Annotated in this window: 26 protein-coding genes; 24 read left to right on the top strand and 2 right to left on the bottom strand. The window is 35.8% G+C overall.

Annotated elements, in window-relative coordinates; genetic code table 11:
- The first annotated feature begins 490 nt into the window (after positions 1–490).
- The 7 genes from BKP35_RS02255 (at position 491) to BKP35_RS02225 (ending at position 5,503) form a co-directional block, all read left to right on the top strand.
- Complete coding sequence (locus BKP35_RS02255) at positions 491–967, top strand: YpiF family protein (RefSeq protein ID WP_071311760.1); 477 nt, start codon at positions 491–493, stop codon at positions 965–967.
- A 119-nt stretch (positions 968–1,086) separates the two neighbouring features.
- Positions 1,087–1,587, top strand: coding sequence for a ubiquinol-cytochrome c reductase iron-sulfur subunit (locus BKP35_RS02250; protein WP_071311759.1), 501 nt, complete (start codon positions 1,087–1,089; stop codon positions 1,585–1,587).
- Positions 1,588–1,601: 14 nt separating this feature from the next.
- The gene (gene qcrB, locus BKP35_RS02245; RefSeq protein WP_071311758.1) at positions 1,602–2,273 is read left to right on the top strand and encodes a menaquinol-cytochrome c reductase cytochrome b subunit; all 672 of its coding nucleotides are present in this window, start codon (positions 1,602–1,604) and stop codon (positions 2,271–2,273) included.
- A gap of 25 nt (positions 2,274–2,298) precedes the next feature.
- Positions 2,299–3,075: a menaquinol-cytochrome c reductase cytochrome b/c subunit gene (locus BKP35_RS02240; RefSeq protein ID WP_071311757.1), complete on the top strand. Its 777-nt coding sequence runs from the start codon at positions 2,299–2,301 to the stop codon at positions 3,073–3,075.
- 105 nt (positions 3,076–3,180) lie between these two features.
- Positions 3,181–3,777, top strand: a complete 597-nt coding sequence (gene lhaT, locus BKP35_RS02235) for a lipoprotein heptaprenylglyceryl N-acetyltransferase LhaT (protein ID WP_071311756.1) — start codon at positions 3,181–3,183, stop codon at positions 3,775–3,777.
- A 65-nt stretch (positions 3,778–3,842) separates the two neighbouring features.
- Complete coding sequence (gene ypjB, locus BKP35_RS02230) at positions 3,843–4,631, top strand: sporulation protein YpjB (RefSeq protein ID WP_084031411.1); 789 nt, start codon at positions 3,843–3,845, stop codon at positions 4,629–4,631.
- Between the two features lie 188 nt (positions 4,632–4,819).
- On the top strand, positions 4,820–5,503 hold the full coding sequence (locus tag BKP35_RS02225; RefSeq protein ID WP_071311755.1) for a zinc metallopeptidase: 684 nt from the start codon (positions 4,820–4,822) through the stop codon (positions 5,501–5,503).
- Positions 5,504–5,702: 199 nt separating this feature from the next.
- Here BKP35_RS02225 and BKP35_RS02220 read toward each other — a convergent pair whose 3' ends face one another.
- A complete protein-coding gene (locus BKP35_RS02220; protein WP_071311754.1) occupies positions 5,703–6,575 on the bottom strand; it encodes a YitT family protein in 873 nt (290 codons plus the stop codon).
- A 327-nt stretch (positions 6,576–6,902) separates the two neighbouring features.
- On the opposite strand from BKP35_RS02220, the gene BKP35_RS02215 reads away from it, so the two are divergent.
- The 13 genes from BKP35_RS02215 (at position 6,903) to BKP35_RS02155 (ending at position 20,005) form a co-directional block, all read left to right on the top strand.
- Positions 6,903–7,238, top strand: a complete 336-nt coding sequence (locus BKP35_RS02215; protein ID WP_071311753.1) for a nucleotide pyrophosphohydrolase — start codon at positions 6,903–6,905, stop codon at positions 7,236–7,238.
- 14 nt (positions 7,239–7,252) lie between these two features.
- Positions 7,253–8,056 carry a 4-hydroxy-tetrahydrodipicolinate reductase gene (dapB, locus tag BKP35_RS02210; protein WP_071311752.1) on the top strand — a complete coding sequence of 268 codons (804 nt, stop codon included), beginning with the start codon at positions 7,253–7,255 and terminating at the stop codon, positions 8,054–8,056.
- A gap of 16 nt (positions 8,057–8,072) precedes the next feature.
- Positions 8,073–8,489, top strand: coding sequence for a methylglyoxal synthase (gene mgsA, locus BKP35_RS02205; RefSeq protein ID WP_071311751.1), 417 nt, complete (start codon positions 8,073–8,075; stop codon positions 8,487–8,489).
- Positions 8,482–9,198 carry a bacillithiol biosynthesis deacetylase BshB1 gene (gene bshB1, locus BKP35_RS02200; RefSeq protein ID WP_071311750.1) on the top strand — a complete coding sequence of 239 codons (717 nt, stop codon included), beginning with the start codon at positions 8,482–8,484 and terminating at the stop codon, positions 9,196–9,198. The genes mgsA and bshB1 overlap by 8 nt, the downstream gene beginning before the upstream one ends.
- Positions 9,195–10,334 carry an N-acetyl-alpha-D-glucosaminyl L-malate synthase BshA gene (gene bshA, locus BKP35_RS02195; protein ID WP_071311749.1) on the top strand — a complete coding sequence of 380 codons (1,140 nt, stop codon included), beginning with the start codon at positions 9,195–9,197 and terminating at the stop codon, positions 10,332–10,334. The genes bshB1 and bshA overlap by 4 nt, the downstream gene beginning before the upstream one ends.
- A gap of 22 nt (positions 10,335–10,356) precedes the next feature.
- Complete coding sequence (locus tag BKP35_RS02190; protein ID WP_071311748.1) at positions 10,357–11,517, top strand: CCA tRNA nucleotidyltransferase; 1,161 nt, start codon at positions 10,357–10,359, stop codon at positions 11,515–11,517.
- On the top strand, positions 11,510–12,469 hold the full coding sequence (locus BKP35_RS02185) for a biotin--[acetyl-CoA-carboxylase] ligase (protein WP_071311747.1): 960 nt from the start codon (positions 11,510–11,512) through the stop codon (positions 12,467–12,469). Before BKP35_RS02190 ends, BKP35_RS02185 begins: the two co-directional genes overlap by 8 nt.
- Positions 12,470–12,775: 306 nt before the next feature.
- A complete protein-coding gene (gene panB, locus BKP35_RS02180; protein ID WP_071311746.1) occupies positions 12,776–13,606 on the top strand; it encodes a 3-methyl-2-oxobutanoate hydroxymethyltransferase in 831 nt (276 codons plus the stop codon).
- 2 nt (positions 13,607–13,608) lie between these two features.
- A complete protein-coding gene (panC, locus tag BKP35_RS02175; RefSeq protein WP_071311745.1) occupies positions 13,609–14,454 on the top strand; it encodes a pantoate--beta-alanine ligase in 846 nt (281 codons plus the stop codon).
- 47 nt (positions 14,455–14,501) lie between these two features.
- Complete coding sequence (gene panD, locus BKP35_RS02170) at positions 14,502–14,885, top strand: aspartate 1-decarboxylase (protein WP_071311744.1); 384 nt, start codon at positions 14,502–14,504, stop codon at positions 14,883–14,885.
- Between the two features lie 80 nt (positions 14,886–14,965).
- Positions 14,966–16,021 carry a tetratricopeptide repeat protein gene (locus BKP35_RS02165; protein ID WP_071311743.1) on the top strand — a complete coding sequence of 352 codons (1,056 nt, stop codon included), beginning with the start codon at positions 14,966–14,968 and terminating at the stop codon, positions 16,019–16,021.
- Positions 16,022–16,268: 247 nt separating this feature from the next.
- Positions 16,269–19,082 carry an ATP-dependent DNA helicase DinG gene (gene dinG, locus BKP35_RS02160; RefSeq protein WP_071311742.1) on the top strand — a complete coding sequence of 938 codons (2,814 nt, stop codon included), beginning with the start codon at positions 16,269–16,271 and terminating at the stop codon, positions 19,080–19,082.
- A gap of 41 nt (positions 19,083–19,123) precedes the next feature.
- Complete coding sequence (locus BKP35_RS02155; RefSeq protein ID WP_071311741.1) at positions 19,124–20,005, top strand: ComEC/Rec2 family competence protein; 882 nt, start codon at positions 19,124–19,126, stop codon at positions 20,003–20,005.
- Positions 20,006–20,332: 327 nt separating this feature from the next.
- Here the strand turns inward: BKP35_RS02155 and BKP35_RS02150 are convergent, their stop codons facing one another.
- Positions 20,333–20,515 (bottom strand): hypothetical protein, encoded by a 183-nt coding sequence (locus BKP35_RS02150; protein WP_071311740.1) that lies wholly within the window; start codon positions 20,513–20,515, stop codon positions 20,333–20,335.
- A gap of 97 nt (positions 20,516–20,612) precedes the next feature.
- Here BKP35_RS02150 and BKP35_RS02145 point away from each other — a divergent pair, with 97 nt between their 5' ends.
- From BKP35_RS02145 to BKP35_RS02125, 4 genes are all read left to right on the top strand, one after another.
- On the top strand, positions 20,613–21,092 hold the full coding sequence (locus BKP35_RS02145; RefSeq protein ID WP_071311739.1) for a cell wall elongation regulator TseB-like domain-containing protein: 480 nt from the start codon (positions 20,613–20,615) through the stop codon (positions 21,090–21,092).
- A 154-nt stretch (positions 21,093–21,246) separates the two neighbouring features.
- Positions 21,247–22,431: a pyridoxal phosphate-dependent aminotransferase gene (locus BKP35_RS02140; RefSeq protein WP_071311738.1), complete on the top strand. Its 1,185-nt coding sequence runs from the start codon at positions 21,247–21,249 to the stop codon at positions 22,429–22,431.
- Positions 22,432–22,835: 404 nt separating this feature from the next.
- Positions 22,836–24,125, top strand: coding sequence for an asparagine--tRNA ligase (asnS, locus tag BKP35_RS02135; RefSeq protein ID WP_071311737.1), 1,290 nt, complete (start codon positions 22,836–22,838; stop codon positions 24,123–24,125).
- A 372-nt stretch (positions 24,126–24,497) separates the two neighbouring features.
- Positions 24,498–25,202 (top strand): DnaD domain-containing protein, encoded by a 705-nt coding sequence (locus BKP35_RS02125; protein ID WP_071311735.1) that lies wholly within the window; start codon positions 24,498–24,500, stop codon positions 25,200–25,202.
- The last annotated feature ends 171 nt before the right edge of the window (positions 25,203–25,373 follow it).

Here is a 25,373-nt window from a genome sequence, read left to right as displayed (position 1 = left end):
GTTGGTTGCTTAGTTTGTTAGTTGGCTAGTTGGTTTGTTGGTTAGGGTGCTCGTGCTTGATTTTTTGAAGTTTGATGGGATGAGATATCGTCATGGAGGTTTTATTAAAGAAAAAAGGCGGGTGCTTTTGCGAACGAACGTCTGAGATTCGTTAGAAGGTCAAGGTGAAGTGAGGGAAAGCACCCTCCTTTTCCATATTAGATGGTGACGGAATATCGTCATGCGGGTTTTGTATGTAAAAAGTGGACACTTTTGCGAACGAGCCTCTGAGATCGATAGAAGGTCACAGCGAAGTGAGGGAAAGTGTCCACTTTTTCATCTTAGATGGTGACTGTAAATCGCCATGCTAGGTTGAATGAAAAGAAAGTTGGGTGACTGTACATACTACGTAGAAGAATTGTTATAAGGTTTGCAAGAGCCGATTATTTTGATGTTGAAAAATAATAGTATAAAATGAAACATACTTAAGGAAAATAAAGGAGGAAGACTAATGAAGTGGCAGGCAAAAGAAATTGATGTTTATTTACAAGCGAAGGAATACGTAGACACAGCTATTATTCCTTTAATCCCAATTTCGTGGGGGGATGATATTAAGTCGACAGTGCAGATGGGTGAGTTTATTACCTTTATAAGTGATGAGCTAGAAAGACAATTTAAAGGAAGGGTTTTTCAATTCCCACCGTATACATATTTAAAATCAGAAAAACCTGAAGAACGTTTATTAAAAATGAATGAATTACACGAACATTTAAAAAGTAATGGGTTTTATCACATTATATATTTAACGTCTGATGTAGATTGGAAACAAATAGAAGCGGAGTTGAATGATACTTTATTATGGGTGCCTTCAATTCCTTTAGAACATTTAGATGAAAAATATAGAATGGAAACGTTATCGAATCAAATTAAACAAATGATCCCGATATTAACGAATAAATGGCAAAATAATGAAAGAGAATCGAATTAGATAATATCATAGTTATTGACAGTGCTAATGTTATTAAAGTATCATGAAAATGTCCTAGTAAAATATGTATTACTTTGTCCTATCGGGCCTTAAAATAAAATGTAAGGAGGGGAATTACAGTGAGTGAAAAAGATCATAAAGTTTCAAGGCGTCAATTTTTGAATTATTCATTAACAGGTGTAGGTGGGTTTATGGCGGCTGGTATAACGCTACCATTAGTACGATTTGCTCTTGATCCTGCTTTAAAAGTAGGTGAAGACACGGAAATGGTTGCGGTAGCACAAGTCAACGAACTAACAAATGAACCTAAACGATTTGACTTTAAAGTTAATCAAGTTGATGCATGGTACGAGTCAGAAGTCTCTCGATCTGCGTGGATATACGAAGAGGAAGGTGAAATTATTGCGTTATCTCCAGTTTGTACACATTTAGGTTGTACTGTTGACTGGGATACGAGCGATGATCAACCAAATCGCTTTTTCTGTCCGTGTCATTACGGTGCATTTGAAAAAGATGGAACAAATGTTGACCGTACGCCACCAACTCAACCACTATTTTTGTATGATCATGAAGTGCGGAACGGCACTGTTTATTTAGGAAGACCGAGACCACAAGTATAAAGGAGGCGTAATAATTGTTAAATAAGCTTTATAATTGGGTAGACGAACGTCTAGACATTACGCCGATGTGGCGTGATATTGCTGATCATGAAGTTCCTGAGCACGTAAATCCTGCTCATCATTTTTCGGCATTTGTATATTGTTTTGGGGGTCTAACATTTTTCATTACGGTTATTCAAATTTTATCTGGTATGTTTTTAACAATGTATTATGTTCCAGATATTATTAATGCATATCAATCCGTTTACTATTTACAAAACGAAGTTACATTTGGGGTAATTGTTCGTGGAATGCATCATTGGGGGGCAAGTTTAGTCATTGTGATGATGTTCTTACATACGTTACGTGTTTTCTTTACGGGATCGTACAAGAAACCACGTGAATTAAACTGGGTTGTAGGAGTGCTTATTTTCTTTGTTATGTTAGGTTTAGGGTTTACAGGATATTTACTTCCATGGGATATGAAAGCATACTTTGCAACAGTCGTAGGATTGCAAATTGCTGAAGCTGCACCAATTATAGGTCCATTTGCAAAAACGTTGTTAGCTGGTGGAGAAATTATTGGAGCACAAACGTTAACAAGATTTTTCGCTATTCACGTATTCTTCTTACCTGGAGCATTACTTGGTCTTTTAGGGGCTCACTTTGTAATGATTCGTAAACAAGGTATTTCAGGACCGCTATAAAATTAAATAAAAAGGAGGGAAAACAATGCATCGTGGCAAAGGAATGAAATTCGTAGGAGATTCCCGTGTTCCGGCAGAACGAAAGCCGAATATTCCTAAAGACTATTCCGAATATCCGGGGAAAACGGAAGCATTTTGGCCGAACTTCTTATTAAAAGAATGGATGGTAGGTGCGGTTTTCTTAGTAGGTTATTTAATCTTAACAGTTGCTCATTACGCACCACTTGAACGTGTTGCTGACCCAACTGATGCAGGTTATATTCCATTACCGGATTGGTACTTCTTATTTTTATACCAATTATTAAAGTATGAATTTGCTGCAGGGGATTACACGGTGATCGGTGCCGTAGTAATACCAGGTATTGCTTTTGGAGCGTTATTACTTGCAACATGGTTAGACCGAGGGCCAGAGCGTCGTCCAATTAAAAGGCCAATTGCTAGTAGTTTAATGCTACTCGCGGTTGCATCTATTTTTTGGTTAACGTGGGAATCTGTTTCCCAACATGATTGGGAAGCAGCTGCACAACAAGGTGCGATTGTAGAAGAAATAGATATTAATACCGAGCATATAGGTTATGAAATATGGTTAACTCAAGGCTCCTGTATTGGCTGTCATGGTGATAATATGGCTGGGATTCCTGGTGTAGGTCCAGCGGTATTTGAAAGTGATTATACGAAAGAAGAAATTATTGAGCTTGTTAATCAAGGTATTGGGGAAATGCCTGGAGGTTTATTTACAGGAACTGAGGAAGAATTAGAAATTTTAGCAGACTTTATCGCTGCTGATGGAAATCCGGAATAAAATATTATGAGAAAAGCTGACAATTTGTCAGCTTTTTTTTAAATAGTAATAGTGATAAACTATTAAGGATAATTACAGAGATTGCTTAAAGAGTAGGAGAATAAAATGTTAAAAATGATCATTTCTTTGTTAGGTCAACGCAAGTTTATTTTTATGTTATTATTAGTTAATATTTTTGGGACAATATATGGGTATTGGTGGTACAAAGATCAACTAGCGATTACTCCCGCGCATTTTTATATTTTTGTCCCAGATAGTCCAACAGCAAGTTTGTTTTTTGTGTTTGTATTAATCATGTTTTTATTTAAAAAGAATTGGCCGCTTATGGAAGCTTTTGCAGCCGTTACGCTAATTAAATATGGGGTTTGGGCAGTCGTAATGAACCTGGCGGCTGGGGCAGCTGGAGCTACTTTGACGTGGCAAAATTATATGTTAATTGGTTCGCATCTAGGAATGGCAGTTCAAGCACTTTTGTTTGCACCATACTTCCGAATAAAAATGTGGCATTTAGTCGTTGTCTCGATTTGGACACTACATAATGATGTCATCGACTATGTTTTTTTTATGCACCCTTGGGTTTCAAGAAGTTTAACTGATTACATACCACATATCGGTTACTTTACATTTTGGTTAAGTATTGCTTCGATTGCTCTAGTTTATTATTTTGCAGTAAGAAAAGACCGATTGAAACTTCACTTGTAAAAAAAGTAGGTCTACTCTTGTCCACCTTTTCATAGGATTTAATTAGAAGAAGAGGAGGGACAGGCATGCACAAGAAAATGTTCGTTTTAATATGTTTATTTTTTCTTGTTTTTTCAAATAGTGTCCAAGCGGAAAAGACTTTAGATGAAAAAGAATGGAGAAATTTAAATCAAACTGCAGACAAAGTATTACAACTAGTGAAAGAAGAAAAATATAGTGAGGCAAAACAATTACTTGATTTTTTTTCGAAGCAGTTTTTAGCCATCCGCTATGACGATCAAAATTTGACAATGACTCAATTGCGACTCATTACAACTTCATATGAAAAAGCAATGGGGGCGGTGACTAGTACGAGTGCAAGTCATGAACAAAGAGTTTTAGAAGTTTCTGAATTTCGTCTCGTCATTGATGCTCTCGTCAATCATCATCATCCACTTTGGAAAAATACAGAAACACAAGTGATGAATTACTTTGCGAAAATGCGAGAGGCAATTTCAAGCGAAAACAATAATTCTTTTCAGCATCATTTAAACGGATTTTTACAACGCTATTCAATGATTCGGCCTGCAATTATGGTTGATTTATTACCACACCAATTTCAAAGAATCGATTCTCACGTGAGATATGTTGAAAGGTACCGTAATACAATTGTCACTGATGAGGAAAAATCGAAACATTTGAAAATTATGGAAGATGATTTCAAAAAATTATACAAAGGCTTTGAAGAAGATCAAGCCGATCCTTCATTATGGTGGGTAATTCTATCAATTGGCGGAACAACGTTATTAGCATTGTTTTATGCAGGGTATAAGAAATACAGAGCCGAAAAAAATAAAGTGAAAATGAAACAATAGCGTGAATTTCATCAATACCTTAACTGCAGTTGTATAGATACTAATGTCGAAAATATTAAATGATGAAATTCATTAAATAAATACTTTGATTCGTATAAATAGATATGAATTGACAGAGATTAAATCTTTGACTAGAATTGAAATTAAAAGAAACTGCTTAGAAAAAAATAATACGGAGGTTAATATCGATGTCTTTAGGTGCATTATTAGTTTATTTTGCGATCCTTATTCTGATTCCGTTATGGGCACAAATGAAGGTGAAAAGTGCATATAGCAAATATTCACAAGTTCCGGCATCATCTGGCATGACAGGAGCGCAAGTTGCTCGTAAGATTTTAGATGATAATGGCCTTTACAATGTTTCAGTTGAACCGGTGAAAGGTAAGTTAACGGACCATTATGATCCACGAGCTAAAGCCGTTCGCTTATCTGAAGAAAACTATTACGGACATTCTGTTGCTGGTGCTGCAGTTGCCGCACACGAAGTCGGACACGCAATGCAGGATGCTGAAGATTACGCTTTCTTACGTTTCCGTCATGCGTTAGTTCCTGTTGCTAATTTCGGATCAAATGGTGCGATTTTTATAATTATCGCTGGTATGTTAATGGGAGCAATGAACCTAATGTTGTTAGGGATCATTTTTATGGCAGCGGCTGTTCTTTTCCAACTAGTAACATTGCCAGTAGAGTTTAACGCAAGTAGTCGTGCTATGCAGCAAATTGTTTCGGTTGGAGTTATTCGTAATAACGAAGAACGTGAAACGAAAAAAGTATTAGATGCTGCTGCATTAACATACGTTGCTGCCGCAGTAGTTGCAGTAATGGAGTTAACACGTTTCATTCTTATGTACGTTGCAATGAATCGAGACTAAAACAAACAAAAAGAGAGAAGATTCATTTTCACAATGAGTCCACTCTCTTTTTTTTACGTTATGAACAGCTTTTGGCAACAACCTTCAGCTTATTTACTACTCTTCATATGAAAAAAGTAACCCAAGCGAAAGAAACAAAAATCTACAAAGCTTAGCCTACACCAACTCAACATTCAAAACTCAAAACTCAAAACTCTACTCAATGATCAATCGGCCGTTTATACTCATCTAATGTAAAGCCTTCACCGATGACGTCTTGAACATCGTTTACGGTAACAAAAGCATGTGGGTCAATTTTTTCAATGATTGTTTTAAGACGGACGAGTTCGTTACGACCAACGACACAATAAAGTATTTCTTTATTAAGGCGGGAAAAACTACCTTTCCCGTTTAAAACGGTAACGCCCCGATCCATTTGTTTTAATATAGCTGCAGAGATTTCTTCTGATTTTTCGGAAATGATAAATGCGGCTTTTCCAGAATATGCGCCTTGCTGCATAAAATCAAGTACTTTTGCGCTAATGAAAACAGCTACTAACGTATACATTGCTTCTCGGTAATTTAAATACACGAGTGAAGATGTAATAACGACCGCATCAAACATAAACATCGTTTTCCCCATACTCCAACCTAAATATTTATACCCAAGACGAGCGATAATATCAACGCCACCAGTTGTTCCACCGAAACGAAATACAATCCCGAGACCTACCCCGATAAAAACTCCGGCAAATAAAGCGACAAGTGTCATATCATCATGTAATGGCATTGAAATAAATCTATACCTTTGAAAAATAAATAAGAAAACAGACAGTCCAACTGTTCCGATTAAAGTATAGATAAAAGAATTACGACCAAGAATTTTCCATCCTAGAAAAAATAGTGGGATATTAAGTACTAAATTTGAATATGCAGGGTCAATATTAAAGATAAAAAATAATATTAATGTAATCCCTGTAAACCCGCCGTCAGCTAAGTTGTTTTCCATATTAAAATAAACAAGCCCAAACGACATAATTGCAGTACCGATCAGTATGTAAATAACATTTTTAAATTTAATTGGAGTGTTCATCATCTAGTCCCCTATAATAATTATTATGGTTATTACGCTCTTTTCTAAAAGGGTGTTGCCATATGCTTTTTAATTATATAAACAGCGACTTCCTCAAATTTATTAACGTTCTATATTATAACGAAAATTTTACAATAAATAAATCAAGGGTATAATAGTTTTGAGTTTTGAGTGAAGAGTGTTGAGTTAATGTGGGCATAGCTTCGCAGCAATACTAGAAAAATAATTCAAAACTCAACACTCAAAACCCAAAACTTCAAATAAAATATTTGTCAAATCATGAACATTTAGCTAACATGTATTATAAGTGTTGAGGTGATATAAGTTGTGAATGAAAATAGTAAAAGTATAAAAGAAGTTCAAGCTGAAGTTGATGAGTACATAAGTCAATTTAAAGAAGGGTATTTTAGCCCTTTAGCAATGCTTGCGAGAATGACCGAAGAACTTGGTGAGTTATCTCGCGAAGTAAATCATTATTATGGGGAAAAACCGAAGAAATCGACGGAAGAAGAAAAGACGATGGAACAAGAACTTGGAGATTTATTTTTTGTTCTCATCTGTTTTGCAAATTCTTTAAACATTAATTTAGAAGAAGCCTTTGATCTTGTCATGGAGAAGTTTAACACACGAGATAAAGATCGCTGGACTAAAATAGAAGAATAAAGGAGTAAGAAGAAATGACACAAACAATTAAAGTAGCAATCACAGGAGCAGCTGGGAAAATGGGCCAAGAAGCAGTAAGGATGGTTACATCAACTCCTCATTTCCAGCTAGTTGCAGCAATTGATAGAGAGAATGACGGCAAATTGCTTTCTGAAATCGAAGGAATGCCGAGTGTAGACGTAAAAATGTATAATGATTTACACCGTGCATTCACTGAACAAGATGTTGACGTCTTAATTGATTTAACGAATCCGTTAGTCGGTCGCAAACATATGGAGATTGCTTTTGAGCATGGGGTACGACCAGTTGTTGGTACAACAGGCTTTAATGAAAAAGATGTTGAAGAACTGTCTCGAATCGCAGAAGAGAAAAATTTAGGAGCGATCATTGCGCCAAACTTTGCAATTGGTGCAATTTTAATGATGAAGTTTTCACAAATGGCGGCTCGCTATTTACCTGATGTTGAGATTATCGAAATGCATCATGATAAAAAGATGGACGCTCCGAGTGGAACAGCGGTGAAAACTGCACAAATGATTTCTGAAGTGCGAGAGCCGAAACAACAAGGAAACCCAGAGGAGAAGGAAGAACTGCAAGGAGCGAAGGGAGCAGAATTTGATGGAATGCGTATCCACAGTGTTCGCCTACCAGGTCTTGTAGCTCATCAAGAAGTTCTTTTCGGAGGCATTGGACAAACATTAACTATCCGTCACGATTCTATTGATCGTACATCTTTTATGCCAGGGATCCGCTTAGCAGTTGAGACAGTGATGAAACTTGATTTGTTAGTTTATGGACTAGAAAATATTATTGAATAAAGGGGAGGGTTTCATAATGAAGATTGCATTAATTGCCCACGATAAGAAAAAGCCTGAAATGGTTCAATTTGCTATTGCCTATGAATCAATTTTAAAAGAGCATGAACTTTATAGCACAGGAACTACGGGGACAAGAGTTATGGAAGCAACAAGTTTACAAATTGAACGTTTTAAATCTGGTCCTTTAGGTGGTGACCAACAAATTGGAGCTCTTGTTGCGAACAACGAAATGGATTTAGTGTTATTCTTCAGAGACCCGCTAGCATCTCAACCACATGAACCTGATATAACTGCATTAATTCGCCTTTGTGACGTATATGGTATACCGCTTGCGACCAATATGGCTACAGGTGAAATTTTAGTTAAAGGTCTTGGAAGAGGAGATTTCCAATGGAGGAAAATTGTCAATCCGAAGGTAGAGAAAGATGTCTGATCACAATAGTATCGATCTTTTAGCTTTTGGCGCCCATGCTGACGATGTTGAAATCGGCATGGGCGGTACAATTGCTAAATATAATCGTCAAGGATATAAGGTTGCTATTTGTGATTTAACAAAAGCAGAACTGTCTTCGAATGGAACTGTAGAACGAAGACAAAAAGAAGCAAAGAACGCTCAAGAAATTTTAGGTGTAGAAAAAAGGATTCAACTTAATATTCCGGATCGAGGTATTTATATTACTGATGAGTATATTAAGAAAACAGTTTCGATCATACGTAAACTTCGTCCTCGAGTTGTTTTTGCTCCTTATTTTGAAGATCGTCATCCAGATCACGGAAACTGTGCAAAATTAATTAAAGAATCGGTCTTTTCAGCACGGATTAAAAATTTTGAAGATGAAAAAAACTTACCGGCTCACAAAGTCGATGATCTTTACTTTTATATGATTAATGGGTTTCATAAACCGAGCTTTATCGTAGATATTTCTCGAGATATTGACGTAAAGGTACAAGCTTTAAAAGCTTATGAAAGTCAATTTATACAGCAACCGAATAGTGTAGAAACACCATTGACAAATGGTTATATCGAAACAGTGCTAGCAAGAGAGAGACTATTCGGAAAAGAAGTGAATATTGAATATGGAGAAGGCTTTATGAGTGATACTCCATTATTATTTCAGCAACTAGTAAGGGAGAACAAATGAAATTAAAAATAGGAATTACTTGTTATCCAACGGTAGGTGGATCTGGGGTTATTGCTACTGAATTAGGGAAACTTTTAGCTGAACGAGGACACGAGGTTCATTTTATTACGACCGGTGTACCATTTCGCTTAGAGAAGGTTTATTCAAATATTTTTTATCACGAAGTAGAAGTGAACCAATATTCTGTTTTTCAGTATCCACCATATGATTTGTCATTAGCAAATAAAATGGCAGAAGTTGCAAAGCGTGAAAAGCTTGATATTCTTCACGTTCATTACGCAATTCCACATGCCATTTGCGCAATTTTAGCAAAGCAAATGGTAGATCATGATTTAAAAATTGTCACCACACTTCATGGCACCGATATTACTGTGTTAGGCTATGATCAATCATTAAGTGAAATGATCCGTTTTGGAATTGAAAAGTCTGATGCGGTAACGGCAGTGTCAAACAATTTAATTGAGCAAACTGAAAGACTATTACATACTGAAAAGAAAATTATCCCTGTTTATAACTTTATTGATCAGCGCCACTATTACAAGAAAGATTGCAGGTCATTGAGACAGGAATATAAGATTGGTGATCATCAAAAAGTTATTATTCACGTATCTAACTTTCGTCAAGTGAAACGAGTTCCTGATGTTATTTATAGCTTTGCGGAAATTTCAAAGAATGTAGATGCAAAGTTATTACTGATTGGAGATGGTCCTGAATACTCAACGGTTTGTCGACTAGTAAAAGAGTTACAGTTAGAAAATAAAGTCTTGTTTTTAGGCAATCAAAAACACGTTGCTCACTTTTTATCTATTAGTGATTTAATGATGCTCCTATCAGAAAAGGAAAGTTTCGGTTTAGTACTGTTAGAAGCGATGGCATGTGAGGTGCCAGTGATCGGTACAAATGCTGGTGGAATTCCCGAAGTTATTGTCGATGAAAAAACAGGCTTCCTTTGTGATATAGGTGATATTGAAGCAATTTCAGCTCGTGCTGTTGAACTATTAACAGATGAAGAGTTACATAAAAAAATGGCAATTGAATCATTAAAAAGAGCAAACGAGTTTTTTAGCAAAGACACGATCATTTCGCAATATGAAGATATTTATTTTACAACCTTACATGACAATGAAAGAATGTAAAATTTAGAGAGTAGGATGGGCGATGGCAAGTAATCTTTTTCAAACCGCAAATATCTTAATTGACAAGCTTGAAAATAAAGGTTTTGAGGCATACATTGTTGGTGGAGCTGTCCGGGACCACTTACTAAGTAAGGAAGTTTACGATATCGATATTACTACATCTGCTCATCCTAGAGATATTAAAGCGATTTTTCCTAAAACGATTGATGTTGCCCTAAAACATGGAACAGTCATTGTATGCTTTATGGGTGAAACATATGAAGTGACGAGCTATCGTGCGCCTACTTTAAGCGAGGATTTAAAATTACGGGATTTTACAATCAATGCAATTGCATTACAGAATAATGGAAAAATGGTCGATCCTTATTTTGGTCAAGACGACTTAAAGCGAAAACTAATTCGTGGTGTAGTTAATCCTACTGAGCGGTTTAAAGAGGATCCTTTACGAATGTTACGCGCCTTTCGGTTTGTAAGCCAACTAGGGTTTACGGTCGAGGAAAAAACTTTTTTGGCAATCACGAATAAAAAACAAAATATTGCAAAGGTGGCAATTGAACGCATTGCCGCTGAGTTTGGAAAGCTTTGTTTAGGTGTTAATTGTGAAAAATCGTTACAGCTATTAATGAAATCTAAGCTTATTAACGAAATTTCGGAGTTCAACGAAATAAATCATTGTTTAATGGAAGAAAAAATACTTAAAGCGATACCTGCTTTAACTGATATGACCGAAGTATGGAGTTTGTTGCTTTATTATGCTAAGGTTAACAACTGTGAAACTTTTTTAAGAACCTGGAAACAACCTAAAAAAGTGATTGATGATGTAAAGATGATAACCTCTCGTTTACCAATACTTTTAACTAGGTGTTTTTCAGAAGAAGATTTGTACTTTTTAGGTATAGAAAAAGCAAAAAAAGCTGAAAGAGTTCGAGCTGTTTTGAAAAATGAGGCACATCCTAATATAGAAGAGATAATGCGTGACTATGAACGTCTATCTATAAAAAACAAGAAGGATTTAGCTATTAACGGAAAAGATATCATCTGTTTACTAAAGGATGCTGAAAGTAGAGAGCGAGTCGGTCAATTAATTTCTATCGTAGAAAAAGCCGTTTTATCTAGGCACGTGGAAAATAATAAAAAAGCGATTATTCGTTGGTTAAGGAAAGAGGGGTATGTAAATGCGTAGTAAACTTTTACAAATGCTCATCGATCACCAAGGTCACTTTGTTTCAGGTGAAGCGATTAGTAATCATTTAGGTTGTTCAAGGACTGCAGTATGGAAGCATATCGAAGAACTTCGCAAAGCAGGTTATAAGTTAGAAGCTGCTCCCCGTAAAGGTTATCGGATCATTCATCAGCCTAATGTATTAACAGAAAGTGAAATAAAGGCAGGACTCGCGACCAGGTATTTAGGAATGAACGTTCACTATGATAAGTCTGTCAATTCTACTCAAGAAATTGCCCACCGAATTTCTCGTGAAGGTGCTCCTGAAGGAACGATCGTTGTTGCTGATGAACAAGTGGCGGGAAAAGGAAGGTTAGGCAGAGAATGGTTTTCTCCAATAGGTACGGGAATTTGGATGAGTATGATTTTAAAACCTAAAATACCACCTCAACAAGCGCCACAATTAACTTTACTAACAGCAGTAGCTGTGATCAGAGGAGTTAAAGCTGCAACAGGTATTCAATGTGACATCAAATGGCCAAATGACATATTGTTAAACGGGAAAAAATTAGTAGGAATTTTAACTGAAATGCAAGCTGATCCAGATCAAATTCACTCTGTCATTATTGGTACTGGGATCAATGTTAATGAAACGGATTTTCCTGAAGAAATAAAAGAAATTGCTACGTCCCTCAAGATAGAAAAAGAAGAAGAAATTAATCGTGCAACGGTGATTAAACGTATATTAGAACATTTTGAAGAACTTTATGAGTTATTTTTAGAGGAAGGTTTTTTGCCAATTAAAAAAATGTGGGAAGACCACGCGATAACAGTCGGTAGGGAGATTACAGCGAGAACGACGACAAAAACGCTTCACGGCTTTGCTTGTGGCATCACTGATGATGGTGTTTTACTGTTAAAGGATGAAACTGGAGAAATACATAAAATTTATTCAGCCGATATTGAATTTTAATGTCACAAATTCGTAAAAGTTTGTTATAATTTGATTGACAAAAAAATTGGGCAGTATCTTTTGGAACTGCACCACTAAAAGTTTTTGTCGAAAGCGTTAAAAAAAACTATAGTCTGCCTTGATCCATTTGGACTAGGACAGAGGGATAATGAAACTAAACGAAGTTGCACATACAGAAACTCTTATTTTCTTGTGCTTTAATAAATCCTTCTCTCCTTTTTCGAGAGAAGTTTTTTTGTTGCTTTTCTGAAAATAAGTAGGGGTAGTTTCATTTCGTCTCCTCTGAGAAAAAAAGGAGGAAAATGAATGAAAACAACAGCAACCTTTAAAGAAATGAAAAAAAACAAGGAAAAAATTGCAATGATGACGGCTTACGATGCTCCATCAGCCAAATTGGTAGAAGAAGCTGGGGTCGATGTCATTTTAGTAGGAGACTCTTTAGGAATGGTTGTTTTAGGTTATGATTCAACCGTTTCTGTAACGCTTGATGATATGATTTTGCATACGAGAGCTGTGAAGCGAGGCGCAAAAGATACATTTATTATTACCGATATGCCTTTTTTAACTTATCATTCATCGATAGAAGATACGATGAGTAATGCTAGGCGGATCATGCAAGAGGCTGGAGCCCATGCAGTTAAGCTAGAAGGTAACGGTGCAGTTATAGAAAAAATTGAAAAGTTAACACAAGCGGGTGTACCCGTAGTTGCTCACTTAGGTCTTACTCCTCAATCAGTTGGAGTTTTAGGTGGTTATAAAGTTCAAGGAAAAGACGCTGATACTGCGAGAAAGCTAGTCGATGATTCAAAGCAAGTTGAATTGGCCGGTGCAAGCATGCTTGTTCTAGAATGTGTTCCAAAACAGCTTGCTAAGCTAATTAGTGAAGAGCTAACGATCCCTGTGATTGGAATTGGGGCGGGTTTGGATACAGACGGACAAGTATTAGTATTTCACGATGTAGTTGGGTATGGAAGTAAACATGTACCAAAGTTTGTTAAACAGTATACGAATGTATCATTAAATATAAAAGATGCTGTAACTAATTATGTAAACGATGTAAAAAGGACTGAGTTCCCTGAAGTTAAACATACGTTCACTATGAAAGATGACGAACTTGATCGCTTATATGGAGGGTGAAGATGGAAATCGTTCGTACAATTACACAATTAAATACAGTGATTAATGCGGCAAAAAAACAAGGCAGTTCCGTAGGCTTTGTTCCGACGATGGGTTACTTACATGAGGGACATATTAGTTTAGTAGAGGAAGCCAGAAAGCATGATGACTTCATCGTAATGAGCATTTTTGTTAATCCGTTACAATTTGGACCTAACGAAGATTTTGAACGTTATCCAAGAAATTTACAAAGAGATGAAAAGTTAGCCAAAGCAGCGAATGTTGATGTGATTTTTTACCCAGATATTGAAGAAATGTATCGATCAGAACTTACTTGTACAGTACAAGTAAAAAAAGGTGTCAATACATTGTGCGGCAGAACGCGGCAAGGCCATTTTGATGGAGTTGCTACTGTTGTTCTTAAATTATTCAATATTGTTCAACCGACTAGGGCGTACTTCGGAATGAAAGATGCTCAACAAGTAGCAGTCATTGAAAATTTAATTGCTGACTTTAATGTACCTGTACAATTAATGAGATGCAAAACGTTAAGAGAAGAAGATGGGTTAGCGCGAAGCTCTCGAAATGTTTATTTAACAGAAATTGAAAGACAACAAGCTCCAGAAATATATCGCTGTCTAAAGCAGACCGTTGAAAAGATTGAAAACGGAGAAAGAAATTTAGCTCAGCTAAAAGAAGAAATGGTAGAGTTTTTATCTACAAAAACAATTGGTACGCTTGATTACGTCGAAATTTTAAGTTATCCAAGTCTAGAGGAAACGAATGAAATAAAAGGTGAAATAATCATTGCCATTGCTTTGAAATTTGCACAAGCACGTCTTATAGATAATGTCATAATTACCGTTTAATGAAATTCACACAAAGAAAACTAATTGGAAATATGGAGGAAATGATAATGTTTAGACATATGATGAAGGGCAAGCTTCACCAAGCTCGTGTGACTGAAGCAAATCTTAATTATGTTGGCAGTGTTACGATCGATGAAGATTTGTTAGATGCAGTTGATATGCTACCGAATGAAAAAGTACAAATCGTTAATAACAATAACGGAGCAAGACTTGAAACTTATATTATCCCAGGACAAAGAGGTAGTGGTGTTGTATGTTTAAACGGTGCAGCAGCTAGACTCGTTCAAAAAGGTGATGTCGTTATTATTATTTCTTACGCACTCGTTAGCGAGGAGCAAGCGAAAACTCATGAGCCGAAAGTGGCAATTATGAATGAAAATAATCAAATCGTAGAAATGTTCGGTACTGAACCAGCTTCAACAGTTCGTTAATATCGAATATAAATCCCCCTAATGTAAAACACTTAGCATAGAGAAATCAGCTATTTGTTTAAATGTTAGGGGGATTTATAATGGAAAAATGGGTCCATAATTGGCATAGTCGTTATTCAAAACTAAAAAAAATGGTACAAAAAAACAGTCAATTCAATGAAAATTTATATGAAGAATTGGCAAAAGAATGTGGTGCACTTTTAGAGACATGGATGGAAATGGAAGATAAATTAGATGATATAAAAGAAATGAAAGCAACAGAACAGCCTATACAAAAAGAAATATTAGATCCTAATAAAATCGAGGGATTAAAGTATTTTAATTTTGAACTTTTTGATAAGGCGATTAATAGCTTAAAAACTGAGATTTCTAAGGAACGTGAATATGAACTTGTTTTATATTTATATTTAGGTTTTTCTTATTTATATGAAGGCAAATTTGATGAAGGGAAAGAAACTTTTTTATTCGTGCTTCAAACAAGTCTAAACTCTTTAGAAAAACACTTTGCTTATGTAGGTCTAGGTTGTTTATACGGTCGTTTTCATAAATACGAAGAAGCCATTCATTATTTTGAAAAAGCGGATACTCTTTATAATAACATCGACGTGCCTTATAATATAGGAATGGCATTTGTTATGTTAAATAAATTTGACCTAGCAATTCCGTACCTAAAAAAAACAGTTACATCTAATCCCGAAGATGGCGAAGCACTTTATTTTTTAGGACATTGTTATTTAAAAATAGGAGATGAAACGCAAGCTTTTGAAGCTTGGTACACCGCCTTACAAATTTTAGAGTATAAAGATTTATTAATTACTATCGCCTACGAGTTTGAAAAATGTGGCTATTACTCTGCTGCTATCCATTGTTATAAAAGGTTAGAAGCCTTAGGGTTTCAAGAGTCCTGGGTACACCACGGCATAGCATGGAATTATGGGCTACTTGAACAAAAAGATATAGCAGTACCAATGTTTGAAAAATTACTTGAAACTTATACGCAGGAAGAAAATATTTGGATATCTTATTTATGGCTGTTATCAAAGTGGGAAGAAGAAGTAAGATTTAATGAATGGCAAAAAAAGTGCCAACAACATAAAATTAAACATCCGTTAATCGACAAAATCATGAAGTCGTAACAAAAATCCATGGATTGGACGTGAAGAGGGTGGACCAAAAGTGTCTGACACCACCCGTAAACCACTTTATATAGACAAAAAGGCTTTAATGTATGTCTATATGTAGGTGTGAAACGGTGTCTGACACTTGTTTTGGCCCACCCTCCGACTCAAAAAGCTAATAGCAACAACCTTTTAAAGAAACCTTAAGAAAAAACTTAAAAGTATTGCTGATTTAGAGAATATCAAATAGAGGGAGGTGAGGCTAGTGAACGATAAATTTGTAGTTATAGACATTGAAACGACAGGTAATGTTGCGAAAAAAGGAGATCGAATCATTCAAATTGGTTTAGTCGTTGTGGAGAACGGGGAGATTATAGAACAGTTTTCTAGCTTCATTAATCCAGAACAAGAAATCCCAGCTTTTATCCAGCAGTTTACGGGGATTACAAATGAAATGGTAACAGATGCGCCAACGTTTAGTAGTATAGCCCCTAAAGTCATGGAATATTTAAATGGTGCTTATTTTGTTGCACATAATGTACCTTTTGACTTATCGTTTATTCAAAATGAATTAGAGATGAGTGGATACGATCATTTTTTTGGACCGACGATCGACACAGTTGAGCTATCTAGATTATTATTACCAACTGCAGAAAGTTATAAGTTATATCATTTAGCAGAGCAGTTGAATTTTGAACACGACCGGCCTCATCAGGCAGATAGTGATTCGGAAGTAACAGCAGAACTTTTATTATTTTTAATAAAAAAATTAAAAAAACTTCCTCTATTAACGTTACAGCAACTAAAACCGATGATCAAAAAGTTTGATAGTGCCTTAGAGGTGATCATTGAAACGTTTATTAACGATAAGTTAACTAGCGCAATATTGAAAAATGATGGCCAATTAGAAGAATTTCGTCAATTAGTTTTAAAAAAACAAGAACTGAAAATTGAACATGAACCTTATGCTGAAATAGAAAATTTTCAAGACGAAATCAATGAAATTGAGACGAGGTTATTGAAAAAATTCGACCGCTTTAAAATACGCGAAGGTCAAAAAGAAATGATGGGTTATATAGACGATGCCCTTTCAACGAATCAGCACTTACTCGTCGAGGCTGGTACAGGTACAGGAAAATCGCTAGCTTACTTACTCCCAGGTCTATATTATGCGAAAAAATATGAAACATCGTTAGTAATTAGTACTCATACTGTACAGTTGCAACAACAGCTACTAGAACGGGATATGAAAATATTAAAAGAAACCGTTCCTTTTTCGTTTCGAACCGCAGTGCTTAAAGGACGTAGCCATTATTTATGCTTAAGAAAATTCGAACAAAAACTTTTGGACCACTTTGATGATAACTATGACATCGTGCTCTCCAAAGCACAAATTTTAGTTTGGTTAACAGAAACGGAGGATGGAGATGTAGAACAAATAAATTTACCTAGTGGTGGAAAAGTTTTTTGGAATGAAGTTCAAAGTGATGCAACGACTTGTATTGGTAAACATTGTTCGTGGTTTTCGAGATGCTTCTATCATCAAGCGAGGAATCGAGCGTACGGAGCAGATTTGATTATTACTAACCATGCCCTTCTTTTTACCGATATGACGCAAGACCATCAATTGATCCCAAGTTACAAACAAGTGATCGTAGATGAAGCCCATCACATGGAAGAAGTCGCAAGTGATTTTTTAGGAATTAAATCTGATTACTTTTCGTTTTCGCAACTTTTTTCAAGAATAGGTACAATACATACAAATGACTTATTACATAAGCTTTTTTCTGTACATGAAGAGCTAGGTTTAAATTTACATACTTCTTTCGAATCCCTAGACGATCTACTCAATGACCTTAAATTTGAAATCGACGATTGTTACAGGCAATTATACGCAGTTGTCGTAAATAAAATGTCAGTCGCGAAAAACGAAGTAGGTCGAAAAAGCTTTCGTTATTTCCCGAATGAAATGGGTGGAGAAGGATGGCGAGGGATTCAGGAAGTTGTTTATCGAGTGCAAATGTTTTCAAACGAAGTTCTTAAATTAATGAAAAAGATTTCCGATGAATTTTCACTTATTGAAGACGAGTTAACTTTTTTGCAAACGGGAGTGATTACACAATTTAAAAGTGTCCATGCAAGTTTATCGGAAGAGAAGGGTAAGCTAGAAGAGTTGCTTTTACAATATGATCCCAATTACGTTTACTGGATCGAGGTTGATGCTAAAGGGGCAAGAAATGCAACCTTCCTTTACTGTAAGCCTATTGAAGTTGCTGACATTCTTGCGGAAACTTTTTTTAGTAAAAAGTCAAGTATAGTGCTGACATCGGCGACACTAACCGTCAAAAATTCGTTTAATTATATTGTTAAGCGTTTAGGTCTCGGAGATTTTGGTGTGACTACGAAAATGATCGAATCACCGTTTAATTATGAAGAGCAAGTTCAACTTATGATACCAACAACAATTCCAAATATTAAAGACGTGGATGAAAAAGAGTATATTTATGAGATTGTTATAAGTATTTTAGATATTGCGAGAATAACTCGTGGGCGAATGTTAGTGTTATTTACATCATACGATATGCTTCGCAAGGCTTTTTACGAATTAAAGGACTTTATTACGAATGAAGAGTTTATTCTTATCGGACAAGGTATTACTAGCGGAAGCCGTGCGAAACTAACGAAAAATTTTAAGCAATTTGATCAAGCGATTCTGTTTGGGACAAGTTCATTTTGGGAAGGAGTTGACATCCCAGGGGAAGACTTGAGTTGTTTAGTAATTGTCCGTTTACCCTTCTCACCACCTGATAACCCAGTATTTCAAGCAAAGAGCGAAAAATTAAAAGAAATTGGTAAAAGTCCATTTATGGACCTTTCATTACCACAAGCAATCATTCGTTTTAAGCAAGGATTTGGACGTCTAATTCGTTCTACGAATGATCGTGGCGTAGTATTTGTTTTTGATCGCCGTATTACAGGTACCCGCTATGGAAAATCTTTTATTCAATCTTTACCTGAAGTTCCAGTTCATGAAAAACCTTTACATAAGTTATTATATGAGTTGAAAAATTGGTTATAATGTAAAAGATTTAATGAAAAGACGGTTTCGGAGTGATCAATGTGCAAAAAATCGTAGCCATAATTTTATTAATACTAATTGCTTTAACTCCAGCTACAGTACTGGCTGATAAAGAAATAGTTGAGGTGGACTTAAATTTAGAGGAGCAAGATTTAGCCTACACTTTTTTTGATTTACCAAACGGAGAGGCAACCTTAATACAATCTGGGAAAGGCCAAAATATTCTTATAGGTACAGGAAGTCTTGAGTCTCAGGAAGAGCTTGAGGAGCGCCTAAAAATGTATCATGTTGAATTTATAGATACTGTCATTATTACGAATGCAACAGGGGAGTATACTGGGAACTTACAATGGATTATTAACAATTTTGGCGTTGAAACGATTATCGTCCCAGAAATAATAAAAGAGCAAATGGTTTCTATTCATCATTTATATGATAAAAATGTAATTGGGTGGAAAAAAGGTGATAAAAATGAGCTTATTCCTTTTTTAAAAACAGAAGTTATTTACGTTGAAGAGCGTGATGTATCCCAACAAGGAGCGCTTGTCATTTTATTTTCTTATGGTAAGCAAACGTTACTTTATATGGGGATTGCTGACTTTGAAGTTGAGAAAGAGCTTATTAACTCATATGCCTTGAAATCGACTATATTAAAAGTTGCTGATTTTGGAAGTGAAAAAGGGACAACACAGCCATTTCTCGATGAAGTAGATCCACAAGTAGCCATTTTATTTAAAAGGAGTGGTATGCCAGTAAGTGAGATCGTGTTAGAACGTCTTCAAGAGACGTGGATAGATATTTATCAAACAAATCGACTGGGTACTGTTTCGATAAAGTGTCACAATGATGATTATGAAATATTAACAGTTCGACCTCACGAGGAGGAAAATTCTTTCGGTTTAGCAAATCACATATTTAAATGAGTGAATTTCATAATTTCCAAAAATGAGCCACATCATGCAATATTTAGTTTGCGAATGGTTTTGACGCAACTATATATTGATCTTAGTGGCGAGAATCATGAATTAAGAAATTCATTAAAATAAACTAAAAAAAGAGGTTATCTCAAAATTGGTTCACACTTTACAGTAAGTTGACTGAATGTTAACGTAATGTAAAGGCGAGCGTTTCCTTTGACTCTTATTTTCAAGTAAACGTTTGTTAGAACCAGTTTTTTTGAGTTAACCTCAAAAATAAAGTAGGTGTAGGTTGGAGTAGTATTTTTACTTACTACCTGAAGTTGCTTGATTTTAGTTGTTTTGATACGTTCTTATAAGTGAATGTGGAAAAGAAGTTTGCCTAAAGCAGTAATGCAAAGTGTTCTCAACTTCAGGGCGATACGGTGATGATAAAGCATAACTCTCTTTTTCCAATTGAAACCATTCACATGTACTTAGTTGTGAATTCACTTCTTTAAGAGATAGTTGCTTCACGCCCATGCCTCCTTTGTTGAGCGGTACTTTTATTATCTCCTTAGAAGGCTGGTGTATGTTTAGTAAAATTTAAATATGAAGGAAGAAGAAAGTCTATATGAAGAAAATAATTATGTTGTGTTCATTTTTAATCGTTGTTACTTTCGTTTGGCAAGGGATTAACTTTTTTAAAACAATTAATGAACCTTTAACTGAAAAAATAAATATAGCTCAGTCTTTCGTGAAAGAAAATACAACAATGGAAGCCATTGATGCTGTTGACTTTTATCACGGAAATGAAGCCTTTTACATTTTTAAAGGAATTAATAACGAAAAAGATGACATCATTATTTGGGTACCAGAGAGTTTTGATACATACATTAAAAAGCATCAAGATGAAGGGCTATCTTTTCAGGATGTTGTCGATTTTACTAATAGTGAACTAAACCCAAAAGAAATAATAAGTATTAAATTAGGGATGGAAAATTTGATCCCCCTGTATGAAATCATTTATAAAGACCAACAAGGGCGATATTCTTACTACTTTATTAGCTTTAAAGACGGTTCTTATTTAAAACATTACCACTTAAAAGTGTGAAAGTTATACTAATTATCTGAAAAATGCTTGAAAGCAAACACGAACACCTTTATAGTATGTTTTAAGATGTTTATATACTTTCGGTGCAATTACATTCGATCGTATATATCAATTTTATTAAGAAATAAGAGTAACTAATATGGGGAGGAAGAAAATGAAATTAGCTAATCGAGTTTCAACATTAACACCATCATCAACTTTAGCAATTACTGCGAAGGCTAAAGCGTTGAAGGCAGAAGGCCATGATGTTATCGGGCTAGGAGCTGGAGAGCCAGATTTTAATACGCCAGATTACATTATTGAAGCTGCAGTCAAATCAATGCAAGAAGGACATACAAAATATACTCCTTCAGGTGGTTTACCTGCCTTAAAAGAAAGTATTATTAATAAATTTAAAGAAGATCAACAATTAACGTATGCTCAAAATGAAGTAATGGTCGCCAGTGGTGCAAAACATGCTTTGTATTTGCTATTTCAAGCGATTTTAAATCCTAATGATGAAGTCATTATTCCTACACCTTATTGGGTAAGTTATCCGGAGCAAGTAAAGTTAGCCGAAGGAACACCGGTGTATATTGAAGGAAAAGAAGAAAATTCTTTCAAAATCACAAAGCAGCAGCTTGAACAAGCAATCACCAATCAGACGAAAGCATTTATTTTAAATTCTCCAAGTAACCCTACAGGTTCACTTTATACAGAAGAGGAGTTAAAAGAGATTGGCGAAGTTTGTGTGAAGCATGACATTTTAATCGTATCAGATGAAATTTACGAAAAATTAATTTATGGTTCGTCTAAACATATTTCTGTTGCTCAAGTTTCAGAGCAGGTAAAAAAACAAACAGTGATAATTAACGGTGTATCGAAATCACATTCAATGACAGGGTGGCGAATTGGCTATGCTGCAGGAAGAAGTGAAATTATTAAGCCGATGACCGACTTGGCAAGTCATAGTACATCAAACCCTACATCTATCGCCCAATACGGGACGATAGCGGCGTATGATGTAGAAAGCGACTTTGTTGAGCAGATGAAGACGGAATTTGAACATCGTTTAAATGTGGTTTATGATCAATTAATCCAAATTCCAGGAATTACTTGTGTAAAGCCAGAGGGAGCATTTTACTTATTCCCTAACGTTAAAGAAGCAGTTGCTTTAAATGGCTTTGATAATGTTGATGACTGGGTATCAAATTTATTAGAAGTAGAAAAAGTTGCATTAGTACCTGGGTCAGGGTTTGGCGCACCAGATAATGTACGACTTTCATATGCTACTTCATTAGATCAAATTCAAGAAGCTTTAACTCGAGTGGAGCGATTCATTAAAAATAATATGAAATAAGGCAAAAATGCGCCTTCACTTTTCTTTGTCTAGTTACAGGTGCCAACGGCTCGGCTACTTCAGACCTACACGTAGCGGTCTAAGATCTGACCGCTACGTGTAGGTCTTCCAGTTGCTGTCGCCGATAAGCAGGCACCTTCCACTTTTCTTGTCTAGTTACGGCGCCCAGCCCTTCGAGCGCTTCGGTCCATCAAGATTTTGCCTATCCAAGATGTTTTTCACGGAGGAGGCAAAACGTTGCTGGCCCTCCATCGCTTTTCAGGGCTAAACAGGGCGCCTTCACTTTTCTATTTCCCTTCATACGTTGACTTCTATTTTTATTCAGATGTATAATGGTTAAAGTCAGTATTTACTTGGACTAATTATACATAGAGATAGAATCAATGTTTATGGAGGGAAAATTTGTGAAGACGACAATTTCTCAAGTTGGAAAATACACAGATCAAGAGGTCGTTATTGGTGGTTGGCTAGCCAATAAGCGTTCAAGTGGTAAGATTGCATTTTTACAATTACGTGATGGGACAGGCTTTATCCAAGGTGTTGTTGTAAAAGCAGAAGTAGGAGAAGAAGTATTTTCTCAAGCTAAAAATTTGACACAAGAATCATCACTTTACGTTACAGGAACTGTTCGTAGTGATGAACGAGCTCCATCAGGTTTCGAATTAACAGTAACAGGTATTGAAGTGATTCACGAAGCAGTTGATTACCCAATTACACCGAAAGAACATGGCACTGAGTTTTTAATGGATCATCGCCATTTGTGGCTTCGTTCGAAGAGACAGCATGCGGTAATGAAAATTCGTAACGAACTAATTCGTTCTACATATGAATTTTTCAATGAAAATGGTTTTGTAAAAGTTGATCCACCAATTTTAACGGGAAGTTCAGCTGAAGGAACGACAAATTTGTTCCATACAAAATACTTTGATGAGGACGCTTATTTATCACAAAGTGGACAGCTTTACATGGAAGCTGCTGCAATGGCATTAGGTAAAGTATTCTCTTTTGGCCCAACATTTCGTGCTGAAAAATCAAAAACACGCCGCCACTTAATAGAATTTTGGATGATTGAGCCTGAGATGGCATTCATGGATCATGAAGAAAGTCTACAAGTACAAGAACAATATGTTACTCACATGATTCAATCTGTATTAAAAAATTGTCAGCTTGAATTAAAAGCTTTAGGAAGAGATCTATCTAAACTTGAAAATATTGTTGCACCATTCCCGAGAATTACTTACGATGATGCAATTAAATTTTTACAAGAAAATGGTCACGAAATTGAGTGGGGAGAAGACTTTGGTGCACCTCACGAAACGGCGATTGCTGAAAGTTTCGAAAAACCAGTTTTTATTACAAATTACCCGGCTGAAATCAAAGCCTTTTATATGAAACCACATCCAGAACGTTCTGAAGTTGTTCTATGTGCCGATTTAATCGCACCAGAAGGTTATGGAGAAATCATTGGTGGAAGTCAGCGAATCGATGATATGGATTTACTTAAACAACGCTATGATGAACACAACTTATCAGAAGATGCCTATAAATGGTATTTAGATTTACGACGCTATGGCTCTGTTCCACATTCAGGGTTTGGCTTAGGCTTAGAAAGAACAGTTGCGTGGGTATGTGGTCTTGAACATGTTCGTGAAACGATTCCGTTCCCACGTTTGTTAAATCGTTTGTATCCTTAAATATATATTAAACAAAATGAAAAATCCCTTTTTGGGGTTTTTTCATTTTGTTTACAAGATTTTATCGGACCTGCCCAAGGCGCTTCCACTTTTCTTTGTCTAGTTACAGGTGCCATCGGCTCGGCTACTTCAGTCCTACACGTAGCGGTCTAAGATCTGACCGCTACGTGTAGGACTTCCAGTTGCTTTCGCCGATAAGCAGGCACCTTCCACTTTTCTTTGTCTAGTTACAGCGCCTAGGTCCTCGAAATCTTCTCCTTTCCCCAAAAAGGCAAAAAAGCGCCTTTTAGGTGAAAGGCTCCAGATTTTATCGGACCTGTCCAAGGCGCTTCCACTTTTCTTATGTGATATAATATTGTTGAGGTGTAAAATATGGATCGAGATATAATGATTAATTGGATTAATGAAGGAAATGTCTCAATTCCGTTTAGGCTTATTTCTGAGTATAGAAAAATAGGGTTAAGTGAAAGTGAAGTAATGTTATTAATACAAATACATTCATTTATTGAACGAGGCAATCTATTTCCACCGCCACAATTACTGGCAAGTCGAATGACTCAATGTGAGAAAGAATGCTTACAAATGCTGCAAAGTTTAATGAAAAGAGGTTTTATTGAACTTCAGGAGCGGAGTGATGAAAATAATATTTACTATGAAGTTTTTACATTAACTCCGCTATGGGACAAGCTCATTGTAATGAGTTGTGAAGAAAAACAACAAGAAATTGTAGTTAGCAAGCAAGATGAGGAGCGAAGTTTATATCAATTGTTTGAGGGGGAGTTTGGTCGTCCTTTATCCCCAATGGAATTCGAACTTATTACGATGTGGTTAGACCAAGAACACTATAGTCCAAGTCTGATTAAAGCCGCACTAATGGAGGCTGTAGTTTCTGGTAAAAGAAACTTACGTTACATTGATCGAATTTTAATTGAATGGAATAAAAATGGCGTTAAAACCGTACAACAAGCAAAAGAATACGGTGAAAAGTTTCGTCAACATCAATACAAAAATGTATCGTCTCCACAAAAAAACGAACCAAAGAAAAAAATCCCTTCGTATAATTGGCTTGATAATTGATTCGTCATTTACCGGTACTTTATAAATGCGTTTGTCAATCTTTCTTATTTAATTAAGTCTTTTTGCGTTGCTATATTATAAATAAAGAGACAAGGTCAAGATTATCCAGTTGGTTGAAATGCGTATAGCATTTTAACTACGAAAGTAGTCTTAAGAAATGGTTTGAGGAGC

The organism is Anaerobacillus arseniciselenatis (assembly GCF_001865995.1).
GTDB classification, from domain to species: Bacteria; Bacillota; Bacilli; order Bacillales; family Anaerobacillaceae; genus Anaerobacillus; species Anaerobacillus arseniciselenatis.
This window is presented reverse-complemented; position numbering and strand designations above follow the sequence as displayed.